11 protein-coding genes and 1 pseudogene are annotated in these 16842 nt (G+C 64.6%); 7 read left to right on the forward strand and 5 right to left on the reverse strand.

All coding sequences use genetic code 11. The features are described from left to right. Positions 1–171 precede the first annotated feature (171 nt). The 4 genes and pseudogenes from MYCSM_RS32895 to MYCSM_RS32910 all read left to right on the forward strand — a co-directional run bounded on the left by MYCSM_RS32895 (position 172) and on the right by MYCSM_RS32910 (position 4709). Positions 172–2154, forward strand: a complete 1983-nt coding sequence (locus MYCSM_RS32895) for an ABC transporter ATP-binding protein (protein WP_232425887.1) — start codon at positions 172–174, stop codon at positions 2152–2154. Then, positions 2151–2990, forward strand: coding sequence for an energy-coupling factor transporter transmembrane component T family protein (locus tag MYCSM_RS32900; protein ID WP_015297843.1), 840 nt, complete (start codon positions 2151–2153; stop codon positions 2988–2990). Before MYCSM_RS32895 ends, MYCSM_RS32900 begins: the two co-directional genes overlap by 4 nt. A 276-nt stretch (positions 2991–3266) precedes the next feature. After that, positions 3267–3447 (forward strand): annotated as a pseudogene (locus MYCSM_RS36510) (CGNR zinc finger domain-containing protein); the annotation flags it as partial. Positions 3448–3458: 11 nt separating this feature from the next. Beyond that, positions 3459–4709, forward strand: a complete 1251-nt coding sequence (locus MYCSM_RS32910; RefSeq protein WP_015297844.1) for a saccharopine dehydrogenase family protein — start codon at positions 3459–3461, stop codon at positions 4707–4709. Between the two features lie 12 nt (positions 4710–4721). Here MYCSM_RS32910 and MYCSM_RS32915 read toward each other — a convergent pair whose 3' ends face one another. The 4 genes from MYCSM_RS32915 to MYCSM_RS32930 all read right to left on the reverse strand — a co-directional run bounded on the left by MYCSM_RS32915 (position 4722) and on the right by MYCSM_RS32930 (position 12143). After that, positions 4722–6782: an FAD-dependent oxidoreductase gene (locus tag MYCSM_RS32915; protein WP_015297845.1), complete on the reverse strand. Its 2061-nt coding sequence runs from the start codon at positions 6780–6782 to the stop codon at positions 4722–4724. Continuing rightward, positions 6779–9973 carry an ATP-binding protein gene (locus MYCSM_RS32920; RefSeq protein ID WP_232425880.1) on the reverse strand — a complete coding sequence of 1065 codons (3195 nt, stop codon included), beginning with the start codon at positions 9971–9973 and terminating at the stop codon, positions 6779–6781. Before MYCSM_RS32920 ends, MYCSM_RS32915 begins: the two co-directional genes overlap by 4 nt. 215 nt (positions 9974–10188) lie before the next feature. Further along, positions 10189–10701, reverse strand: coding sequence for a hypothetical protein (locus tag MYCSM_RS32925; protein WP_015297847.1), 513 nt, complete (start codon positions 10699–10701; stop codon positions 10189–10191). Then, positions 10698–12143: a hypothetical protein gene (locus MYCSM_RS32930; RefSeq protein ID WP_015297848.1), complete on the reverse strand. Its 1446-nt coding sequence runs from the start codon at positions 12141–12143 to the stop codon at positions 10698–10700. The genes MYCSM_RS32925 and MYCSM_RS32930 overlap by 4 nt, the downstream gene beginning before the upstream one ends. Before the next feature lie 85 nt (positions 12144–12228). On the opposite strand from MYCSM_RS32930, the gene MYCSM_RS32935 reads away from it, so the two are divergent. Together MYCSM_RS32935 and MYCSM_RS32940 are read left to right on the forward strand one after the other, a co-directional pair. Further along, positions 12229–12918, forward strand: a complete 690-nt coding sequence (locus MYCSM_RS32935; protein ID WP_015297849.1) for a hypothetical protein — start codon at positions 12229–12231, stop codon at positions 12916–12918. Next, the gene (locus MYCSM_RS32940) at positions 12915–13967 is read left to right on the forward strand and encodes a polyprenyl synthetase family protein (RefSeq protein WP_015297850.1); all 1053 of its coding nucleotides are present in this window, start codon (positions 12915–12917) and stop codon (positions 13965–13967) included. Before MYCSM_RS32935 ends, MYCSM_RS32940 begins: the two co-directional genes overlap by 4 nt. A 1-nt stretch (position 13968) precedes the next feature. Here the strand turns inward: MYCSM_RS32940 and MYCSM_RS32945 are convergent, their stop codons facing one another. Further along, complete coding sequence (locus MYCSM_RS32945) at positions 13969–15339, reverse strand: recombinase family protein (RefSeq protein ID WP_015297851.1); 1371 nt, start codon at positions 15337–15339, stop codon at positions 13969–13971. A 751-nt stretch (positions 15340–16090) separates the two neighbouring features. On the opposite strand from MYCSM_RS32945, the gene MYCSM_RS38635 reads away from it, so the two are divergent. Continuing rightward, complete coding sequence (locus MYCSM_RS38635; RefSeq protein ID WP_232425881.1) at positions 16091–16309, forward strand: hypothetical protein; 219 nt, start codon at positions 16091–16093, stop codon at positions 16307–16309. The last annotated feature ends 533 nt before the right edge of the window (positions 16310–16842 follow it).

Here is a 16842-nt window from a genome sequence, read left to right on the forward strand (position 1 = left end):
GCGTGGGGTAGTTCATTCGGCTGCCAGCGCTAGTGTCAACGTGCTCCTCAGCCTCTCTTCAGCCGTACCGCCTATCGTGCCTCGATGGTGCTGTGCACGCGAAATGAGAGAGCGGAGTCGGGGAAGCCGCAAGCCCCAACGGCGTCCCGTGGACCATTGCGGCCCGTGGAAATGGCCCAGGCCGCCGTGATGGCTGCACTATGTGCAGCCACTTCGATCCTGTCCGCGTTAGTTCCTGTGATCGCTGGACTATCCGTGCTGGGGACCGTCCCGATGGGGTTGCTCGCGTACCGCTACCGCTTCCGCGCCTTCGTTGGCGGCACAGTGGCAGGAAGCGTGATCGCGTTCGTGGCGGCAGGAAACGGTGGATTGAGCACGGTCTTGAGCTGCGCCTACATCGGTGGCATCACCGGTGTCGTCAAGCGCCGGGGGCGGGGGCTGACGACCGTGTTAGTTGTGTCGCTGGTGGCGGGCATGCTGGCCGGTGTCGCATCGGTGGCGACGCTGATGGTGCTGTCGAGGCTGCGCGAGCTGGCGTTCGCATCGATGCGCGCCAACGTCGACGGTATCTCGGCGGTGATGGGCCACGTCCCCGGCTTGCACGGCGCCGCCAACTGGATCAAGCGAACTTTCGAGACGTGCCTTCACTTCTGGCCGTGGATCGTCGGCGGCGCGACGGCTACGGGTGTGGTCGGTACTACGGTCGTCGGGTGGTGGGCGCTGTCGCGGGTGTTACGTCGGCTGGGGGAGATCCCCGACACACACAAGTTGGATGTCCCCTCGGAGTCCGCACCGATCGCACCCGTACCGGTAGTGCTGCGCGAGGTGACATTCCGCTACCCGGGAATGGACTTTGATGCTGTTGGTCCCCTGACCGAACGTGTCAGTCCCGGTGAGCACGTCGCCGTCACCGGCGCGAACGGCTCGGGCAAAACCACGCTGATGCTGGTCCTGGCGGGCCGCGATCCCGCCACGGGCACGATCGAACGCCCCGGGGCAATCGGGCTCGGCCAATTCGGGGGAACTGCGGTGATCTTGCAGCATCCGGAGAGTCAGGTGCTGGGCAGTCGAGTCGCGGATGACGTGGTGTGGGGGTTGCCCGCCGGACACCGCACTGAGGTGGGCCGCTTGCTCGCCGAAGTCGGTTTGGAGGGATTTGCCGACCGCGACACCGGCGGCCTGTCCGGCGGGGAACTCCAACGGCTGGCTGTCGCGGCCGCGTTGGCGCGCGAACCATCACTGCTCATCGCCGATGAAGTGACGTCGATGATTGACCAGCGGGGACGAGACGACGTGCTGTCGGTGTTCTCCAACCTCGCCGGCCGGCGGCGGATGGCATTGGTGCACATCACCCACTACAACGCCGAGGCCGAGACCGCGGACCGCATGATCGCGCTCACAGGGCGAGAACCGACACATGAGGCGGACATGATTGACACGGTTGCCCCGCCAATCGCCAACGGCCCGATCGGTCACACCGAGACCGGTCCGCTGCTCGAAATCGACGGCGTCGGCCATGAATACGGCCGTGGCACCCCTTGGGCCGCAACGGCGTTGCGCAAAGTCGATCTCAAGATAGAGGAGGGCGACGGTGTGCTGATCCACGGTGGCAACGGATCGGGGAAGTCGACGCTGGCATGGATCATGGCCGGGCTGACCATACCGACCGAGGGCGCTTGTCTGCTCGACGGCAGGCCGGTGTCGAATCAAGTTGGCGCGGTGGCAATCTCGTTTCAGGCTGCACGTCTACAGCTCATGCGCGGCAGAGTTGATCACGAGGTCGCGTCGGCCGCGGGATTCTCACCTGAAGACGCCGATAGAGTGACCTCGGCGCTCGCCGGCGTCGGGTTGGACCCCGAATTGGCGCAGCGGCGAGTGGACCAACTCAGCGGCGGGCAGATGCGTCGGGTGGTGCTGGCAGGACTGCTTTCTCGCGCACCGCGCGCTCTTGTACTCGACGAACCCCTGGCCGGACTCGACGCCGCTGGCCAGCGCTCTTTGGTGCAGATGCTGCACGGGCTGCGACGCGCCGGGCTGACGGTAGTCGTCATCTCCCATGATTTCTCCGGATTGGGCGATCTGTGCCCACGGGTGTTACATCTACATGCCGGCACAGTGGACTACGCGACCCTGGCCGGTAGGGGCAACTCATGACGGACGACGAACCGCGGCAGAACCGGCCCCTTGTCGTGCTGCGCGCGGTACCGGGACTCTCCCCGATCCACGACCTCTGGGCGGGCACCAAACTCATCACCGCATTGGCGGTTTCAGCACTGCTGGCTAGCTATCCGGGATGGGCACCGATCGCACTGACCGCCGCATTGTTGATCGTCGCCGCGCGACTGGCGCACATTCCGCGGGGCGTGCTGCCGTCGGTACCGCGCTGGTTGTGGATCACCGCCGTGCTGGCCGCAGCGATGTCGGCGCTGGCCGGCGGCAGCCCCTTCGTCGACGTCGGCCCGTTCACTGTCGGGCTCGGCGGCCTGTTGGACGTATTGCGGTTCGCATCGCTCACCGGCGTTATGCTCGGACTCGCCGGCATGGTTTCGTGGACCACTAACGTCGCCGATGTCGCGCCAGCGCTTGCCGTCCTGGGTCGTCCCCTACGGTTAATGCGCATTCCCATTGACGAGTGGGCGGTGGCCACTGCGTTGGCGATGCGCGCGTTCCCGATGCTTCTCGAGGAGTTCCGGATCCTCTACGCCGCTCGGCGGCTGCGGCCCAAACCACCCCCGCCGGCTACCTGGCGGGCACGTATCCGCGTCTGGGGAGTAAACATCACCGACGTACTGGCCGCCGCGATCACGGTAGCGCTGCGACGCGCCGACGAGATGGGTGACGCGATCACCGCCCGGGGCGGCACCGGCCAAATCTCGGCAATGCCGTCGCGGCCTCAAACCCGCGACTGGGTGGCTCTGTCGGTGGTAGCGCTGGTGTGTGGCGCCGCGCTGATCGCTGAACTCATGCTCTTCCCCACGACGATGCACTAAACAAGCCGCGATCAAATTGCAATTCGGTGCTCTGGGCCCCAAACCCGTTGCGGCGTTCGTGCCAGCCGGACTGGCGCTAAACCGGCCAGTCGCCGAGTCAGGGTGAGGTAAATCAGAACCGGGCAGTGGTCGAACGCCACACCAGCCAAGACGGTTCGACCACAGCCGACGCCGAGGGTTACCACGCCTGCACATGCGGCTGACCCTCGCAGTGGCGGTCGTACGATTGCTGCACCTCACCGCCGCGGTCGTCATCCGCGAGCAAATATGGCGACGGCGCTGGCCGACTTGATCCGGCCGGGAGCTGCGGCGGCTGACGATCTGCGCGGCTCCCGATTGTGATGCCGCCGTACTGGGCTTGTCGCGCAACCGATCCCGCATCTTCTGCGACACCGGCAACTGCGGCAGCCTCCAGCATGTCGCGAACGGCGTGCGAGGGAGGCGTAGCGCACGCTAGCGTCGATTGCCATGCGCGACGGGCGGCGTGACCTCGACATCGTGATCTATGGGGCCACCGGTTTCGTCGGCAGGCTGACCGCTGAGTACCTCGCCAAAGCACGGCCGGATATCCGCGTCGGGTTGGCCGGCCGGTCTGCTGACCGGCTGCGCGCCGTCCGGCACTCGCTCGGCGCCGCCGCACAGAGCTGGCCGCTGATCGTGGCCGATCTGTCACAACCGGCAGCGCTGGAGGCGATGGCGGACCAAGCCCGGGTGGTGATCAGTGCGGTGGGGCCCTACAGCAGACGTGGTTTGCCGGTCGTGGCGGCCTGCGCTGCATCTGGGACCGACTATGTGGATTTGACGGGCGAGGTTCCGTTCGTCCGCCAGAGCATCGACGGGCACCACAAGCAGGCCGCCGACAACGGTGTCCGCATCGTGCACTCCTGCGGATTCGATTCGATTCCTTCGGATTTGAATGTCTATGCCCTACACCGCCGCATCCTTGACGACGACGCAGGCGAATTGGGCGAGACCACCTTCGTTTTGCGTGGGTACTCGGGCGGCTTCAGTGGCGGCACGGTGGGCACGATGGTCGAACTGATGCAAATCGGCTGGGGCGATCCCACGATGCGGCGGTTGCTCGAGGATCCGTACAGCCTCAGTCCTGACCGCAGTGCCGAGCCCGAACTCGGGCCTCAGCAGGATCTGCCGTTGCGCAGGGGGACAGACATTGCGCCCGAGCTCACGGGATTGTGGATGTGCGGGTATCTGATGGCGCTTTACAACACTCGGTGTGTGCGGCGAACCAACGCGCTGCTCAACTGGGCTTATGGTCGCCGGTTGCGCTACACCGAGACGTTGAGCATGGGTTCGTCCTTCGCCGCGCCCGCCTTCGCGGCGTGGGGCAACGTGGGCCTCGTCAGCGCCGCCCGATTCGGCGGCGGGTACTTGGGGTTGCTCCCTCCTGAGCTGCTCAAGAGAATCATGCCGCCGTCGGACACCGGCTACAACAAAGGTTCGCGGGGCTACTACAAGGTCGAGACCTACACCACGACGACGCGCGGGGCGCGGTATGTGGCCACGATGACTCAGCAGGGCGACCCCGGCTATGCGGCCACAGCGGCCATGGTGGGTGAGAGCGCGATTGCCCTTGCCTGCCAACGGGATCGATTGCCCGACAGGTTGGGTGTGCTGACGCCGGCTGCGGCGATGGGCGATGTGCTGTTGGCGCGGCTACCCGCCGCCGGAGTGACGATCAACACCGCCCGCCTGAACTGACAGCCTTGGGGGTCAGGGCATGTAGAAGCCGCGGATCCGGTGGTACCGGCCGCGTCCGAGCAGCGCGTTGGCTGCCTGCAAGCCCGACATCACAGCGGCCTCGATGCATCCGGCATTGATGCCGGAATCGGTCCAATCGCCCGCCAAAACGAGGTTGTCATAACCACTTTCATCCGACCGCAGACGATACTTATCCGAGCCGGGAACTGACTGCACGTACCGATCTGAGGGATCGATGTTGACGCTGACGTGCTGGGTGTTCAACGCGGAGATGCCCCGGTGGCCGTTTGCCCCGCACAGCAGGTGCCACCCGAACCCTTGTTCGGTCATCGCGCCCGGTAGGTACAGCCCCACATGCCGGTCGAGGTAACCGACAGCCTGGGTAAGCACACGCCGCCGGCACTGGCCGACATAGTCGGCGTGGTCGTCGGTGGTCGGCCACTCCGCGTCCAGGGCGCCACAGAAGTACGCGACAGTTCGTGGGCGAAAGTGTTCGGGCCACTCCTCGGCCCACAACGTCTGCGGCATCGACGCCCAGGTATCGAAGGGCGCAACATAGCCGCTGGTGGTGACGCCCGGGCTGGCCCACCCCAGCGCCGACTCGTCGGGCTGCAGCCACAGTTGGAATGCCTGGGTGGCAACGGTGCGCACATGCGTCGTCATCTCGCGCCATTCCGGACTGTCGGCGATGATTTCCGGCGCCACCAGCTCGACCATGCCGAGCGATACGGCCAGCACGACGTGATCGAAGTCGATACCTCGTCGCAGCAGCCTCGTCTCGGCATCCTCGCGCTGACCGAAATATGATTCCAGGTCATCGAATCCGGCTTTTGCGTCGATTTGGTCGGCCAGCGGGGTATTCGGGAATATCGGAAGGCCGCCGATCCTGGTGAGCGGTTCGTAGTGGTCGACACCGTCGGCAAGCCCCACCTGCCGACCGATTGTGATCGCGTCGATGACCTGGCGGCGGTCGTCCAGATGCAACGCGTCAACGCGATGGAAGAATTCGAACTGGACACCGCGCCTTCGCAGCGCCTGATAAAGCGGTGCGATCACGACGTCGCCCATTCCGGCGGTCATCTTCCAGAAGAAGGCACCCTTGTACTGGAAAAGTGCGATGCCGGTGAGCAATACGGCCAACCCCGCAGCGAACGCAGGGCGCTCGTAGTCACCGTCCTCGTAGCCGAACACCATGTCGTACAGGCCACGCACCAGCGGAAAGTCCAGCACATCGGGGTGGGCGCCGTGACGCAGAATCCACGCGCCGTAGTCCTCATCGTTGATGGCTCGGAAACCTCGAGGGTCGGTGACCAAGCTGTCGGCGATCAATCCACGCACCGTTGCGGTAAGAAGCGATATCAGCAGCCAGAATCGTTTCTGGTCGGGTCGGCGCTCGTATTCGATCGCTTGGCGCACAGCGTCGAGGGGCCCCCCGAGCAGTCCGGCCCGAATCGCCTCGGGCGGAAGGGGATTGGCCAATTCCGCCAGCGTGGCGAGCACTCCGCGCTGGATCACTTCAAGCCAGCGTGTCGACGTGGCGTCAGGGGAGGTAGACAAGACGAGGGGACCAGCGGCCGTCTCGATCAGCGAGTCGGAGAAGTCCAGTATCAGCTGCAAGGCCCGTCGTAGGAATCCGATCACGGTCAGTTCCCGGCCTGTCGCGTGCGGCTCACCGGGCAGCTCGTCGTTGCGGGCGAAGCGTCCCGTCCACACCAGCCAGTCATCGCCTGACCGATCCGCCATACCGAGGTTGTCCGCCGGAATCAGCGCCTGATCCCAGCTGCGGATGGGTGCGGCGGGATCCGTTGTGGCACGGTCGAGTTCGGCGTAGCACTCACGAAGAAGCGCGAAGGCGTTCTCGTAGGAACCCAGCCAGACGTGCAGGCCGTGCTCCTCGATCCGTCCGTGTTGCCCGCGGCTGGAGGCAGCCTTGCCGCCCAATCGCCATCCGCGCTGATACACGGTGATCGACTCGATACGATCGCGCCAGCCGGGTTCTGACAGCCGCCATGCGGCGCTCAGGCCGGCCATGCCTCCGCCGAGGATGGCCACCCGTCCGCGGGGCCGCCTCACCCGAGCAGCGCTCGCGCGCGCGCGAGCTCAGGCCAAGTTTGGTCCTCTGGAAATCGGCTCAGCGCGTCGACCAGCGCCGCCCGCGCGGGCTCACCGAGTAGCTCGAAATCATCTGCGGCGGCGCGTAATTCGAATACATGGACGCCTTGGGTTTGCGCTAGCTCAATGGCGGACCGCAGGCCCGCGTGCCGGGCTTGCGGGTCGTCATACGTTAGAGCCCTGATACGCAGCAAGTCCGCGTCGTACATGCGAAAGCCGGTTTCATCTGCCATCTGGAGCGCGAGCTCTACGCGTTCGCGCGCCGCGTCCTTCATGCCGGCGGCGTTGAGCACCCGCGCCAAGGCGGCGTCGTACGACCCGAGAAACGCCTTCCTGCCGATCGCGCGCCACGCCTCGACGACCGCGGTCAGGTTGCCGATATGCTCCTGCAATGCAGCTGGTTCGGCTGTACCCGCAACGAGCGCGGCGCGCGCTGCCAACGAGGCCTTGTTGCACGTTGCGATCCCGACCCATTCGTCGAAGCCGTTCTGCTCACCAAGGCGGGCGACCTCTTCGGTCAGTTCGGCGGCGCGATCAAATTGGCCGGCTTCGCTGCGTATCCCTGTTTCTATCGCCCGCCCATAGCACAGGGTGAACGCGCCATGCGGGAAGGGCAGCTTTTCGCACCGGCGGTCCATCTGCGCGAAGGCGGTCTCTACGCCCGCCAGGTCGCCCTGCATGAATCGCGTAAGCGCGACAAAGCTATACATCGCCGCCAACGGGTCATTGGGCGCGAACCACGCCCCTTCGATTTCCGGCGACCCGATGTGATCGAGTTCGGCCGCGGCTGCCTCCAGCGTGGCCCGGGCCGTGTGGTACTGGCCGCGGAACACTGCCAGCGCGCCGCGCGACGCGTCGTTGGCCACCCGGTACCACTCCGGCATGTCCTCAAGCGTCATCCTGAGCGCCTCCACCAACTGTGTCGCTCGGTGGAGGTCGCCAACCGCGCCGTAGTAGCTCCACAGGGCGCTGAAAGTCGCGAACATCTCCGGAGTCGGCTCGTCTCCGATGAGCTGCAGGCACCGTTCGAACTCGGCGGCTGCCTCCGTACTTGCGTGGCCCGCTGCCGCCGAGGTGAGGAACCCGCGCTCCAGGCGAACGGCAACCTCGCGCCGATCGCGCGCCTGATTAGCCGCGAGCCGCTCGATGTTCTCCAGTGCACGGGTGAGGTGGGCGCGGGCCTCGCCGAGCGCGCCGCGCTGCCGGGCGTTGGCAGAGGCTTTCTGGTAGGCCGATGCTGCCTCGTCGAACCGCGCGGCTTGCTGGTAGTGGTGCGCTACCAGCGGCCATTCCGGGGCCCCGTCGGCCGCCGTCGCGACGAGCGCATCTGCGATTCGACTGTGCAGTCTGCGCCGAAGACTCGGCGGCGACAGCTCTGCGGCCACCTCGCGCAGAAGCTCGTGGTGGAAGCGCCAGCTGTCTTTGCCGACCGGCTGGAGCACCCGGCCACGCCCGAGCTCCTGGAGCACATCGTCGACCTGGTGCTTGCTCAGCTCGACCACGGATGACAGCAGGCGTCGATCGAAACGGCTGCCGATGAGCGCGGCCGCCTCGACTACGAAGAGCGCATCCGTGCTCGACCGCAGGCGGGCGAACAACGCTTCATAGAGAGTGTCGGGTACTAGAGTGGACTCGGCGGCATCGGAGGAGTGCTCCTTGAGCTTGGCCACAACTTCCTCGATAAACAGTGGGATGCCGTCGCAGCGGTCTCGCACCGCCTGTCGCGCGTCCGGTGGCATCCCCGGATCCAGTGCCAGGATCAGTTTGTCGGCTTCGGCGTCGCTGAGAGGCTCCAAGTCGAACACCTCGGTATTGCCGGGCAGTGCCGGAAGCTGGCGCCCGGTGATGACCACGAGCAGCCGGCCGCTGTCCTCACGAAGTAGCGCCCGCACTACCTCGATGGTGTCCTCATCGAACCAGTGCATGTCTTCGGCCAGCACCAGCCCGGGTCCTGTTCCCAGGCACGCCAACAGATATTCGTGAATGCCCTCTGCGATCTGTTCGTACAGCTTTCCGCCGCCGGCGCGAACGGGTTCATAGCCGCTCTCCGGATCGATGCCAAGGACGGGCGCCAATAGCGGGACGATCGCGGCCGGGTCCAACGAGCGCTTCCGGACCTCGGCCTCCAGCCGGCGAATGCGGTCCGCCGCATCCGATTTGCGCTTGAACCCGCACCGCACTTCCAGCATCCGCCGTACCGGGCGCAAACCGACATCGCTGTGAAATGGTGATCCGAACAGACCCAGCACGACAGCGCCGGCTTGTTCGGCCATGTCGACGGCGACATTGGCGAGGCGAGTCTTGCCGATCCCGCCCTCGCCCTGAAACGCGATTCCCGGCGTCGCCAGCGTGCCGGCCGTCGCCTCTGCCCAGCTTTTCCGAAGGGAGGCGAGCTCACGCTCCCGGCCGACCCAGAATCCGCGCGTGCTGGTCGCGGCGTCGCGTTCAGAGGCCACGCGGTAGTGGGCGACCAAACCTTCCACGCCCTTCACGGATTTCGGTGGCAGCGCTTCGAGTTCGAACGCATCCCGCACGAGCCGTTCAACGGTCTCGGAGATGACGACTGTCCCTGGCTCAGCGAGGTCGCATATTCGGGCGGCGAGGTTGGCCCCGAAACCGAAGACGTCATCGACGGCGGTGTCGAGGTAGACCAGTCCCCGATGAATACCGACCCGCACGCTGATGTCGACCCCGAACCCTTTCTGCACCTGCTCGCTGAGCCTGCTGACCTGACGCACGATGTCGAGTCCGGCCCGCACCGCGCGGTGCACGTCGTTCTCGTGGGCTTTCGGGTGACCAAACACCGCCAGCAGCCCGTCACCATGCGTGGAGCCGATGTGTCCCTCGTAACGGTCGACGACCTCATGAGCGTGGTGGTGGTATCTACCGAGAACGGTGCGATAGAGCTCGGGTTCGATGCGGGTGGACAGCGCGGTGGAATCAACCAGGTCGGCGAACAGAATCGTCAGGCGACGGATCTCCCCGGTGTCTCCGGGGCTGGCAAGCAGTTCTTCTGCGTCAGCGTTGCTGCGGTCGACCGCCAGCACCTGCCCGGCCAGAGCGTCGGCAGTCGCCCGATCGCCTCTGTTGATCGCCTGCACAGCGCGGTCGAGCAACTCATCGATCGTGGGCTGGGTCACCGATGAACGCACTCTGCGATTGTGGCTGGCATGTTGGGCCAGCTATGGCGGAAGTCTCCTGCGCCGCAAGGCCGTGAGCGCGGCCACCTCGAGAGCCCCGACTGCGTGGCCTCATCGATACATCCGGTGTTCATGCCCGAAACCGTTCCGTCGCTGACAAATACATGGTTTGTGTAACGTTCCCAACCGACAGATTTATCGGTCGGCGCCTGGTCGTTCAAGATCTCTCACAGTCCGACGATGACCTCTTTGTCGGCGGGCGCAGCCGTGGGATTGGTCGCGTTCGTCAGGCGCACCGTTCCCGTGTAGTTCGCGCCGATGAAGCGTTGATCCTTGAGGACTACCCGGAACTCTGTGGCCTGTGCGGGTAGCAACTCCGGGTCGAAGCCGATCGAATATGCGGGAATCTTCGTTTGGGGTAAGCCGACCCGACTGAACGCAGAGGCGGCCTGCAGGGTCCGCGGATAGCTCGTCGGGTCCACCGTGACCGGATCAGACGGCTGGGGCTCGTCGTCGGATGGTGCGGTCCACCATGGCCCGGAGATCGCGGCCTGAAGCACCGAAGCGCCAGTCCTCACCTGAAGATCGACGAGTTCGTGGATGATTCGCACCCAGGCGTCCAGCCCCCAGTCTCCGTCTTTGTCGGTTTTCGACGCGTTCTCCGTGATGGTCTTGAATTCGCGGAGATAGCCACGCGTCATGTCGGCGGCGTGCCCCATCCTGTTCTTCGGGCCGGTCATGGCGCACCACCTTGCTGTGTCTCGTTCGCCTGGCCCCCTTGCTGCGCCTCGTTGGCTCGAACGCGCGGATTCCGGGGCTGGTTAATCCTTTCCAGGAACTCCAGCGGCGAGCTGACCAGTCGCCCAGTGACCTTCTGGCTGAAATCTGTGACGTCGCTCAGCCGCAGACCTCCGGCCATCCACTTCTCGGCCACGTCGAAGTAATCGCTCACCAGTCCTTCAACCGAATCGGTCCAGAGGTTGACGGCCGTTGCGACGACGTGCGTCGATGGCCCCGAAGTAGCGGTCTGGGGATCTTCCTCCGGCTGTTCGTGATCGTAGTAGTCGAACCCGCGCGCCTCTGGCCGCGGATCGACGGCGGGACCGAAGAGAAACTCCGATGACGCTGTGCCGTAACCCGTCAGGCAGACCAATCGCTGCTGCGCGTAGGGCGACAAGCCGCTGATGTGGATCACTTTCCGGGTCCGCACCCGGACCCCGGGCAGATCTGGGTTGCGGTCTTGATTGGTCACCCACATGTTGATGTAGCCGCGATCGACAAGCACCTGACCATCGCCTGGACCGGGTGTGGGGTCGTCCAGGTCGTAATCGAGGCGGGCTTCGCACTCGCCTATGGTCGGGAAGTACTTCAGCGCGGTTGTGATCTCGAGGGCGCCAAGGCCGCCGAAGCCGACCGTCTCGAGGACGCGCCGCCAACGGTCGCTCCTGAACGGGTCACGAAATGGTGCCATCCTCACGAAGAAGTCGGGGTAGTTCTCGTTCCAGTTGAACGGATTGACGATCGCTTTCAAATTGTTAAGCGAAATGTCGTCCGAACAGAGGTCGGTGTCGACCACCGCGGCCTGCAGGCGGTCGACCGTCACGATCCCGGATCGGCACAACGGTATGTTCAGCGTCGACGGGTCGACCACTTCCATGTCGGGCGCGGCGGCAGCTTCGCGGAACCCGTAGTAGTTCGCCCGGCCCACAAACCGAGACTGCACCCCGTTGAGGTAATCGTCGAAGCGGTCGTCAACGTTCTGCAGCCGCGCTTCGTACGGCTTTTCCTCAGGTCCTACCGCGGCCAACGCCGGCGCCATCGCAGCCTTGAGGTCCGACTTTGACGATGCCAACAGCGGCGTAGGGGCGACCTGCTGTATGCGTGCCGCAGCTGAGAGACCATAGAACAGCCGGTGCTTCTGCGGCGCGGTTAGGCGTGGCGCGTTGCCTTGCTCGGCTTGCTTGGCTTGCGCGCCGAGCCTGGCGCAGGCCTCACCCAAATTCGGGGACTGCTGCGCGTTCTCACGGAAAAAGAAGTCCTCGACCTCGCGGTACCACCCGGTATTCCGCGATGCCTTCGGGAGAAATTCATCCAGCGTCGTCCCAACGGCGGGGTTACCGGATTTGGCGGCAGCCTCGTCGAGCGCACCGTATACCTCGAATAGATCACGCAGCGCCGCCATAGCGCCCCCTCGCTCCGTTTGCCCAGCTAGCATACCGTGAGACGTGCACACACAGAGCAAATTTCGGGGGAAGGGTTAACTGCTGGTGGACCGGGGGACTGGCGACGGCAGCATCAACGATCTGCCGTGGGCGTCGGTATTTGATCCAGCCGCCAATGCACGTGCACTCAGCGCGATACAGGCGCAAGGATTTCGGGCAGCCAGTGAGATTGTTGATCGCTTCGCCCGCATCACCACGACGGGTTTAAGCCGCGACGCCAGATCTACGACATCGGCTGGACCCTTTACCGATGACCAGCGCGCTGATCTCTTCGGCGCCACCGACATCGAGCCGTTGATCCGGTCATGGTGGGTGATGATCGGCCAATTTCTGCTCGGATCTGCCCCCCGTGTGCCTGATCCGGATTCGGCGCACGAAGCCAGCCTCGATTTTTCGAACGCCGCAATAGAAGGGCGGTTGGAGCTCGCGGCCACCTCACCTGGTACCGCGAAAGCCGAAGTGTGGCTGCATAACAGGGCCACAGCCGATCTTGGGCAGATTCAGTTGCGGTGCAGCGACTTGCTGGCCCACGACGGCAGTGTGGTCAAATCCGGTGCGGTGATGTTCGAGCCCTCCGCAGTTGCCATGCCCGGCAGGTCGAGTCGGGGCATCGAGATGAGCATTGAAGTGCTGCAGGGGGTTCAGCCAGGCACCTACCGTGGCACATTGCTGGCGCAGCGGCACCCGAAGCTGTGGCTGCCCGTCGTGCTCACGGTTCGCGTGCCGCTCACGTGACCGACATCGCTGACCCATCCGACTTGGTGGTCGGCGTGGACAATCGACTCCGTGAGATCGCCAAGCTCGTTCGCCGGTCGATGCTCGACGCGATGCCCGACGGCGAACCAAGCCAATGGCTCTATGCCCTGATGCGGGAATACCCCTCGCGACCGGGAAAGGCGTTGCGGCCTGCGCTGTGTTTGTCCGCTGGCCGCGCCTTCGGTGCCAGCAGTGACGATCTACTCGGCCTCGCCGTTGCCATTGAGCTGCTGCACAACGCGTTTCTCGTTCACGACGACGTCGCCGACGGAAGCGAAATGCGCCGAGGCAGACCCACTTTGGCTGCCCAGTATGGCACGGCGGCTGCGGTCAACGCTGGCGACGGACTCGCGGTGGTGGCAGGACAGGTGCTGCGCCGGGCGACGCACCGGCTGAATCGTGAACTCGCTGAGCTGGTCTGGGCGGAGTTCGACACCATGGCGTTGCGGACGCTGGAGGGCCAGGCCACCGAGATCGGTTGGCAACTCGACAATGTGGACAAGCTGAGACCCGAAGACTATTTGAATCTGATCATGCACAAGACGTGCTGGTACACCACCATCCACCCACTTCGTGTCGGCGCGATCGTCGGTTCCGCGGGCACGGCGGATCTGCGTCCATTGGTGCGCTTCGGGTTTCATTTCGGCGCCGCGTTCCAGATACGCGACGACTTGCTCAATCTTGTTGGCGACGAACAAATGTATGGCAAGGAAATCTTGGGCGATCTGTACGAAGGCAAACGCACCCTGCCACTCATGCACTTGCTGAGCGTCGCGCAGAACGATGACCTCGCTGTCGTTCGTGATTATCTCGCCCGCACGCGGTCCGAGCGTTCACCCGAGATGGTTCGCGGTGTTCGCGCGCTGATGGATACTTACGACAGCATTGCGTTTACCCGCGAGTACGCCGAAGGAATACTGCTGGTCGCCGAGGAGTACTTCGAGCAAGCCTTCGCCGACGCAACGCCGGGGCCGGATCTGGATTTTCTGCGCGCCCTTGTGCCCTTTGTGTGGGCCCGGTGGCGATGAGCTAGGGCCGGCAGACAAATCCATTGCGCGGCAGGATCTCTACCATCAACGGGTCGAATACTTTGGTTCCGCCATGCCCAATCGGCATGATCGTCACGGTGGCCATCGTTTCGATCAGCGCACGTTTGCGGTCCAGCGGCAATTCGCGGAAGGCGACTCTCGGGTCGTCGGCGTCGATCACATCACCGAAATAGCGGTGAGCGTCTGGACCGAACATCTGTGACTCCACATCGGCTAGCCGCCGCCTGATTCGTTCGGTCGCGGTGCGCAGTTGATCGCGAGTCAGCACGCCGTCGGCGAAGTCGGTTGCCAGCATGTCAAGTCGGGACCTTAACGCTGCCTGCTCCTCTCGTAGTAGCGCGGCGTCCTCTGAGGTGCCGCCCAGAAGGGCGCGCCACGCATCAGGCTGTGCCAGTGCGTTTGCCACCCGCCAGATAACCCAGTTATCTACCTCGGCTTGTTTGCGCGAGATCCCGTAGCAGTGCTTGCACACGTACACCACCCGGCCCACCTGAGCCTTGGTGGTGGTCGTGACCGTCGCGCCACACTTGCCGCACCGTGCGAGACCGGTGAGCAGGTACTTGCGTCCGGTCCAGGGAGCCCGCCGCGACGGGTCGGCGAGGATGTCGCGCACGGCGCGCCACAGCGCCTCGGGCACGATGGCCGGCCAGTCCGCCTTGCCGAGGATTTCATCTCTGTAGAAGCGAAAGCCGGCGTAGCGCGGTCGCACCAACGTCTGCTTGACCGATCTGCCGGTCCACGCGTTGCCACGAGTGGTCTTGATGCCCGCGCTGTTCCATTGTGCAGCAATGGAATACAGCGACGCGCTGGCAAGTATGGCCGAGTATGCCTCGCGCAGCGCTCCCGCCTCGGTGTCGACGACTTCGCCAGCCTCGGTGTACCCGAATGGTCGTGGACCTATCCACCAGATGCCGGCCTCGGCCCGCTGACGCGCTGCACGTTTCTGCCGAGCCGATTTGCGTTCGATCTCAGCGCGCGAAACCGCACCTTTGATCCGCGCGAACAACCGACCGTTGTCGGTGGACAGGTCGGCATCGCCTCCCACGCTGGCCAGCGCGAGATGCTTGTCGTCGGCGAGGTCGATGAAGTGCTCGAGTTCCATCGGCCGGCGGTGCAGGCGGTCCAGGTCCCACACGACCACCGCGCCGATGACTCCGGTTCGGATGTCGTCGAGCATCTGCTCGTAGGCCGGCCGGGGTCCCTTGGTCGCCGACCTGTCGTTATCCACGTACTCGTGGGGGATCCACGCCCGCGCACCGCACAGTTTGAGGCAATCCTCACGCTGGCGGGTGATCGCAAGTTCGTCACCGTACTTATCGACGGACTGACGCAGGTACACCGCAGCTTCCATATGCAGACACTAGGCGCGACCTTGCCACGGTAGCGCCGTTCCCGGTCTTACCTCGCCAACGGCATCAACCCCCGATGTGGCGCTTCAAACGTTGTCACCGTTGTCCTCATCGCCAATCCCGTTGGCGGTTTGGCTCGGGACGAACAGGTCCCCGATTTCGCCGTCCCCGGCTGCTGCGCAGCATCGTGACGAGCGCCGGCGTCAGTGGCGCCAGGTGGCGTGACCCGTCCGTCTGCAGCCCGCGGACGCGGCCGAGCGTGCCGGCGGCGACGAGCTAGTCCCCGCCGACGACGGATGTGGCGCGGAAAAGCGATAGGTGAAGGACTGTCCGGTGTTGATGTTGGGCGTTGCGGGATCGTCACCGCGGGGCGTTGAGGTGCTGTAACGGCACCGCGGAGTGCATGGTCGGGGTTTCGGCGCGCCCGCCGAGGGGTATTCGCACTTTGCTCGGGGGGTCACTCAGTGGGTGTACGCGGGGTCAAAACACACGGCACCCAACGGGACTAGAAGTCGACGCTGGTGCTTGCCTGAGGCGAATCTTGACCAGCAGGACAAGGAGTTCACTGTGACAGTCAAAAAGATTGCGGTCGGAACGCTCATGGCCGGTGCGCTGGGGATGGGGGTCCTTGGCGTGGGAAGTGCTGTGGCTCAAGCCAAACCGAATGGCTCCGATCCATGCGCGCCGGGGATTAGTTGTTGGTCACCGGGAGATCCCCCCGGGCATAACCCGTTCGGTCCGCCCGGACAGGTGATGAAGGGGAACCCAGTGGTTCCGGGGCTCACCGGGGTCCCGCCGGGCCATTGGAATGATCCGGCGTGGGCAGGTCTGCCGTCCACCTGGCTGCCCGACAACTGGGAAGACCTCGGCATTCTCCCGGGCACGCCTCCGTTCCCGCTGGTCTGGAACCCTGACCTCTCGGCATGGGGCGTTTGGATCACGCCCGGACAGTTCATCGTCTACACGCCGTAGCTTGTCGGAAACGAGATGGCCGTCCTCACCGCGAGGGCGGCCATTTTCGTGTCGACGGCAGGTGACAACCTAGTACGCGAATCGCGGATCGCGCCTTCCTTCTGACCCGCCAAAAGGCGCGCGGATACAGCAACCCATCATCGGCCAAGAGGCGCGCACCTGCCTGCTAGCCGATTCTCGTTTCATGCCCGGTACGAACGTGTAGCACCAGAAACCCCACAGGCGCCATCCTTGCGCGCGTAGCCGTTTGAGTTGCCGCTTTTTCGGCGAGAATGAGGTGGAATCAATCGGAATCGGCCAGTCGCCACGAAGCACTTTTGACGGCTATATCGCCTGTCTTCCGAGCAGTTTCGAGAACATGTAGGGGGCCTGCGCGCACCGCAGTTCGGTAATCCGTTGTGTGAACGCGCCTCCCGGTTATCGCGTCCGCGCAGAAGTCTCAAAGGTAACGTTATGGGTTTCTCGAAAGCCGCGGCGAAAGTATCCAGTGCAGCGCGGGTCACGACTTTGATCGCCGTTCGTGCTGGCGGGTT

The sequence above is a fragment of the Mycobacterium sp. JS623 genome (assembly GCF_000328565.1).
GTDB lineage: Bacteria > Actinomycetota > Actinomycetes > Mycobacteriales > Mycobacteriaceae > Mycobacterium.

Excerpts from the sequence above, each read along its gene's own strand:
- MYCSM_RS32895 (WP_232425887.1), top strand. The coding sequence starts at position 172 with ATGGCCCAGGCCGCCGTGATGGCTGCACTATGTGCAGCCACTTCGATC.
- MYCSM_RS32900 (WP_015297843.1), top strand. The coding sequence starts at position 2,151 with ATGACGGACGACGAACCGCGGCAGAACCGGCCCCTTGTCGTGCTGCGC.
- MYCSM_RS32910 (WP_015297844.1), top strand. The coding sequence starts at position 3,459 with ATGCGCGACGGGCGGCGTGACCTCGACATCGTGATCTATGGGGCCACC.
- MYCSM_RS32925 (WP_015297847.1), bottom strand. The coding sequence starts at position 10,701 with ATGACCGGCCCGAAGAACAGGATGGGGCACGCCGCCGACATGACGCGT.
- MYCSM_RS32930 (WP_015297848.1), bottom strand. The coding sequence starts at position 12,143 with ATGGCGGCGCTGCGTGATCTATTCGAGGTATACGGTGCGCTCGACGAG.
- MYCSM_RS32945 (WP_015297851.1), bottom strand. The coding sequence starts at position 15,339 with ATGGAAGCTGCGGTGTACCTGCGTCAGTCCGTCGATAAGTACGGTGAC.
- MYCSM_RS38635 (WP_232425881.1), top strand. The coding sequence starts at position 16,091 with ATGAAGGGGAACCCAGTGGTTCCGGGGCTCACCGGGGTCCCGCCGGGC.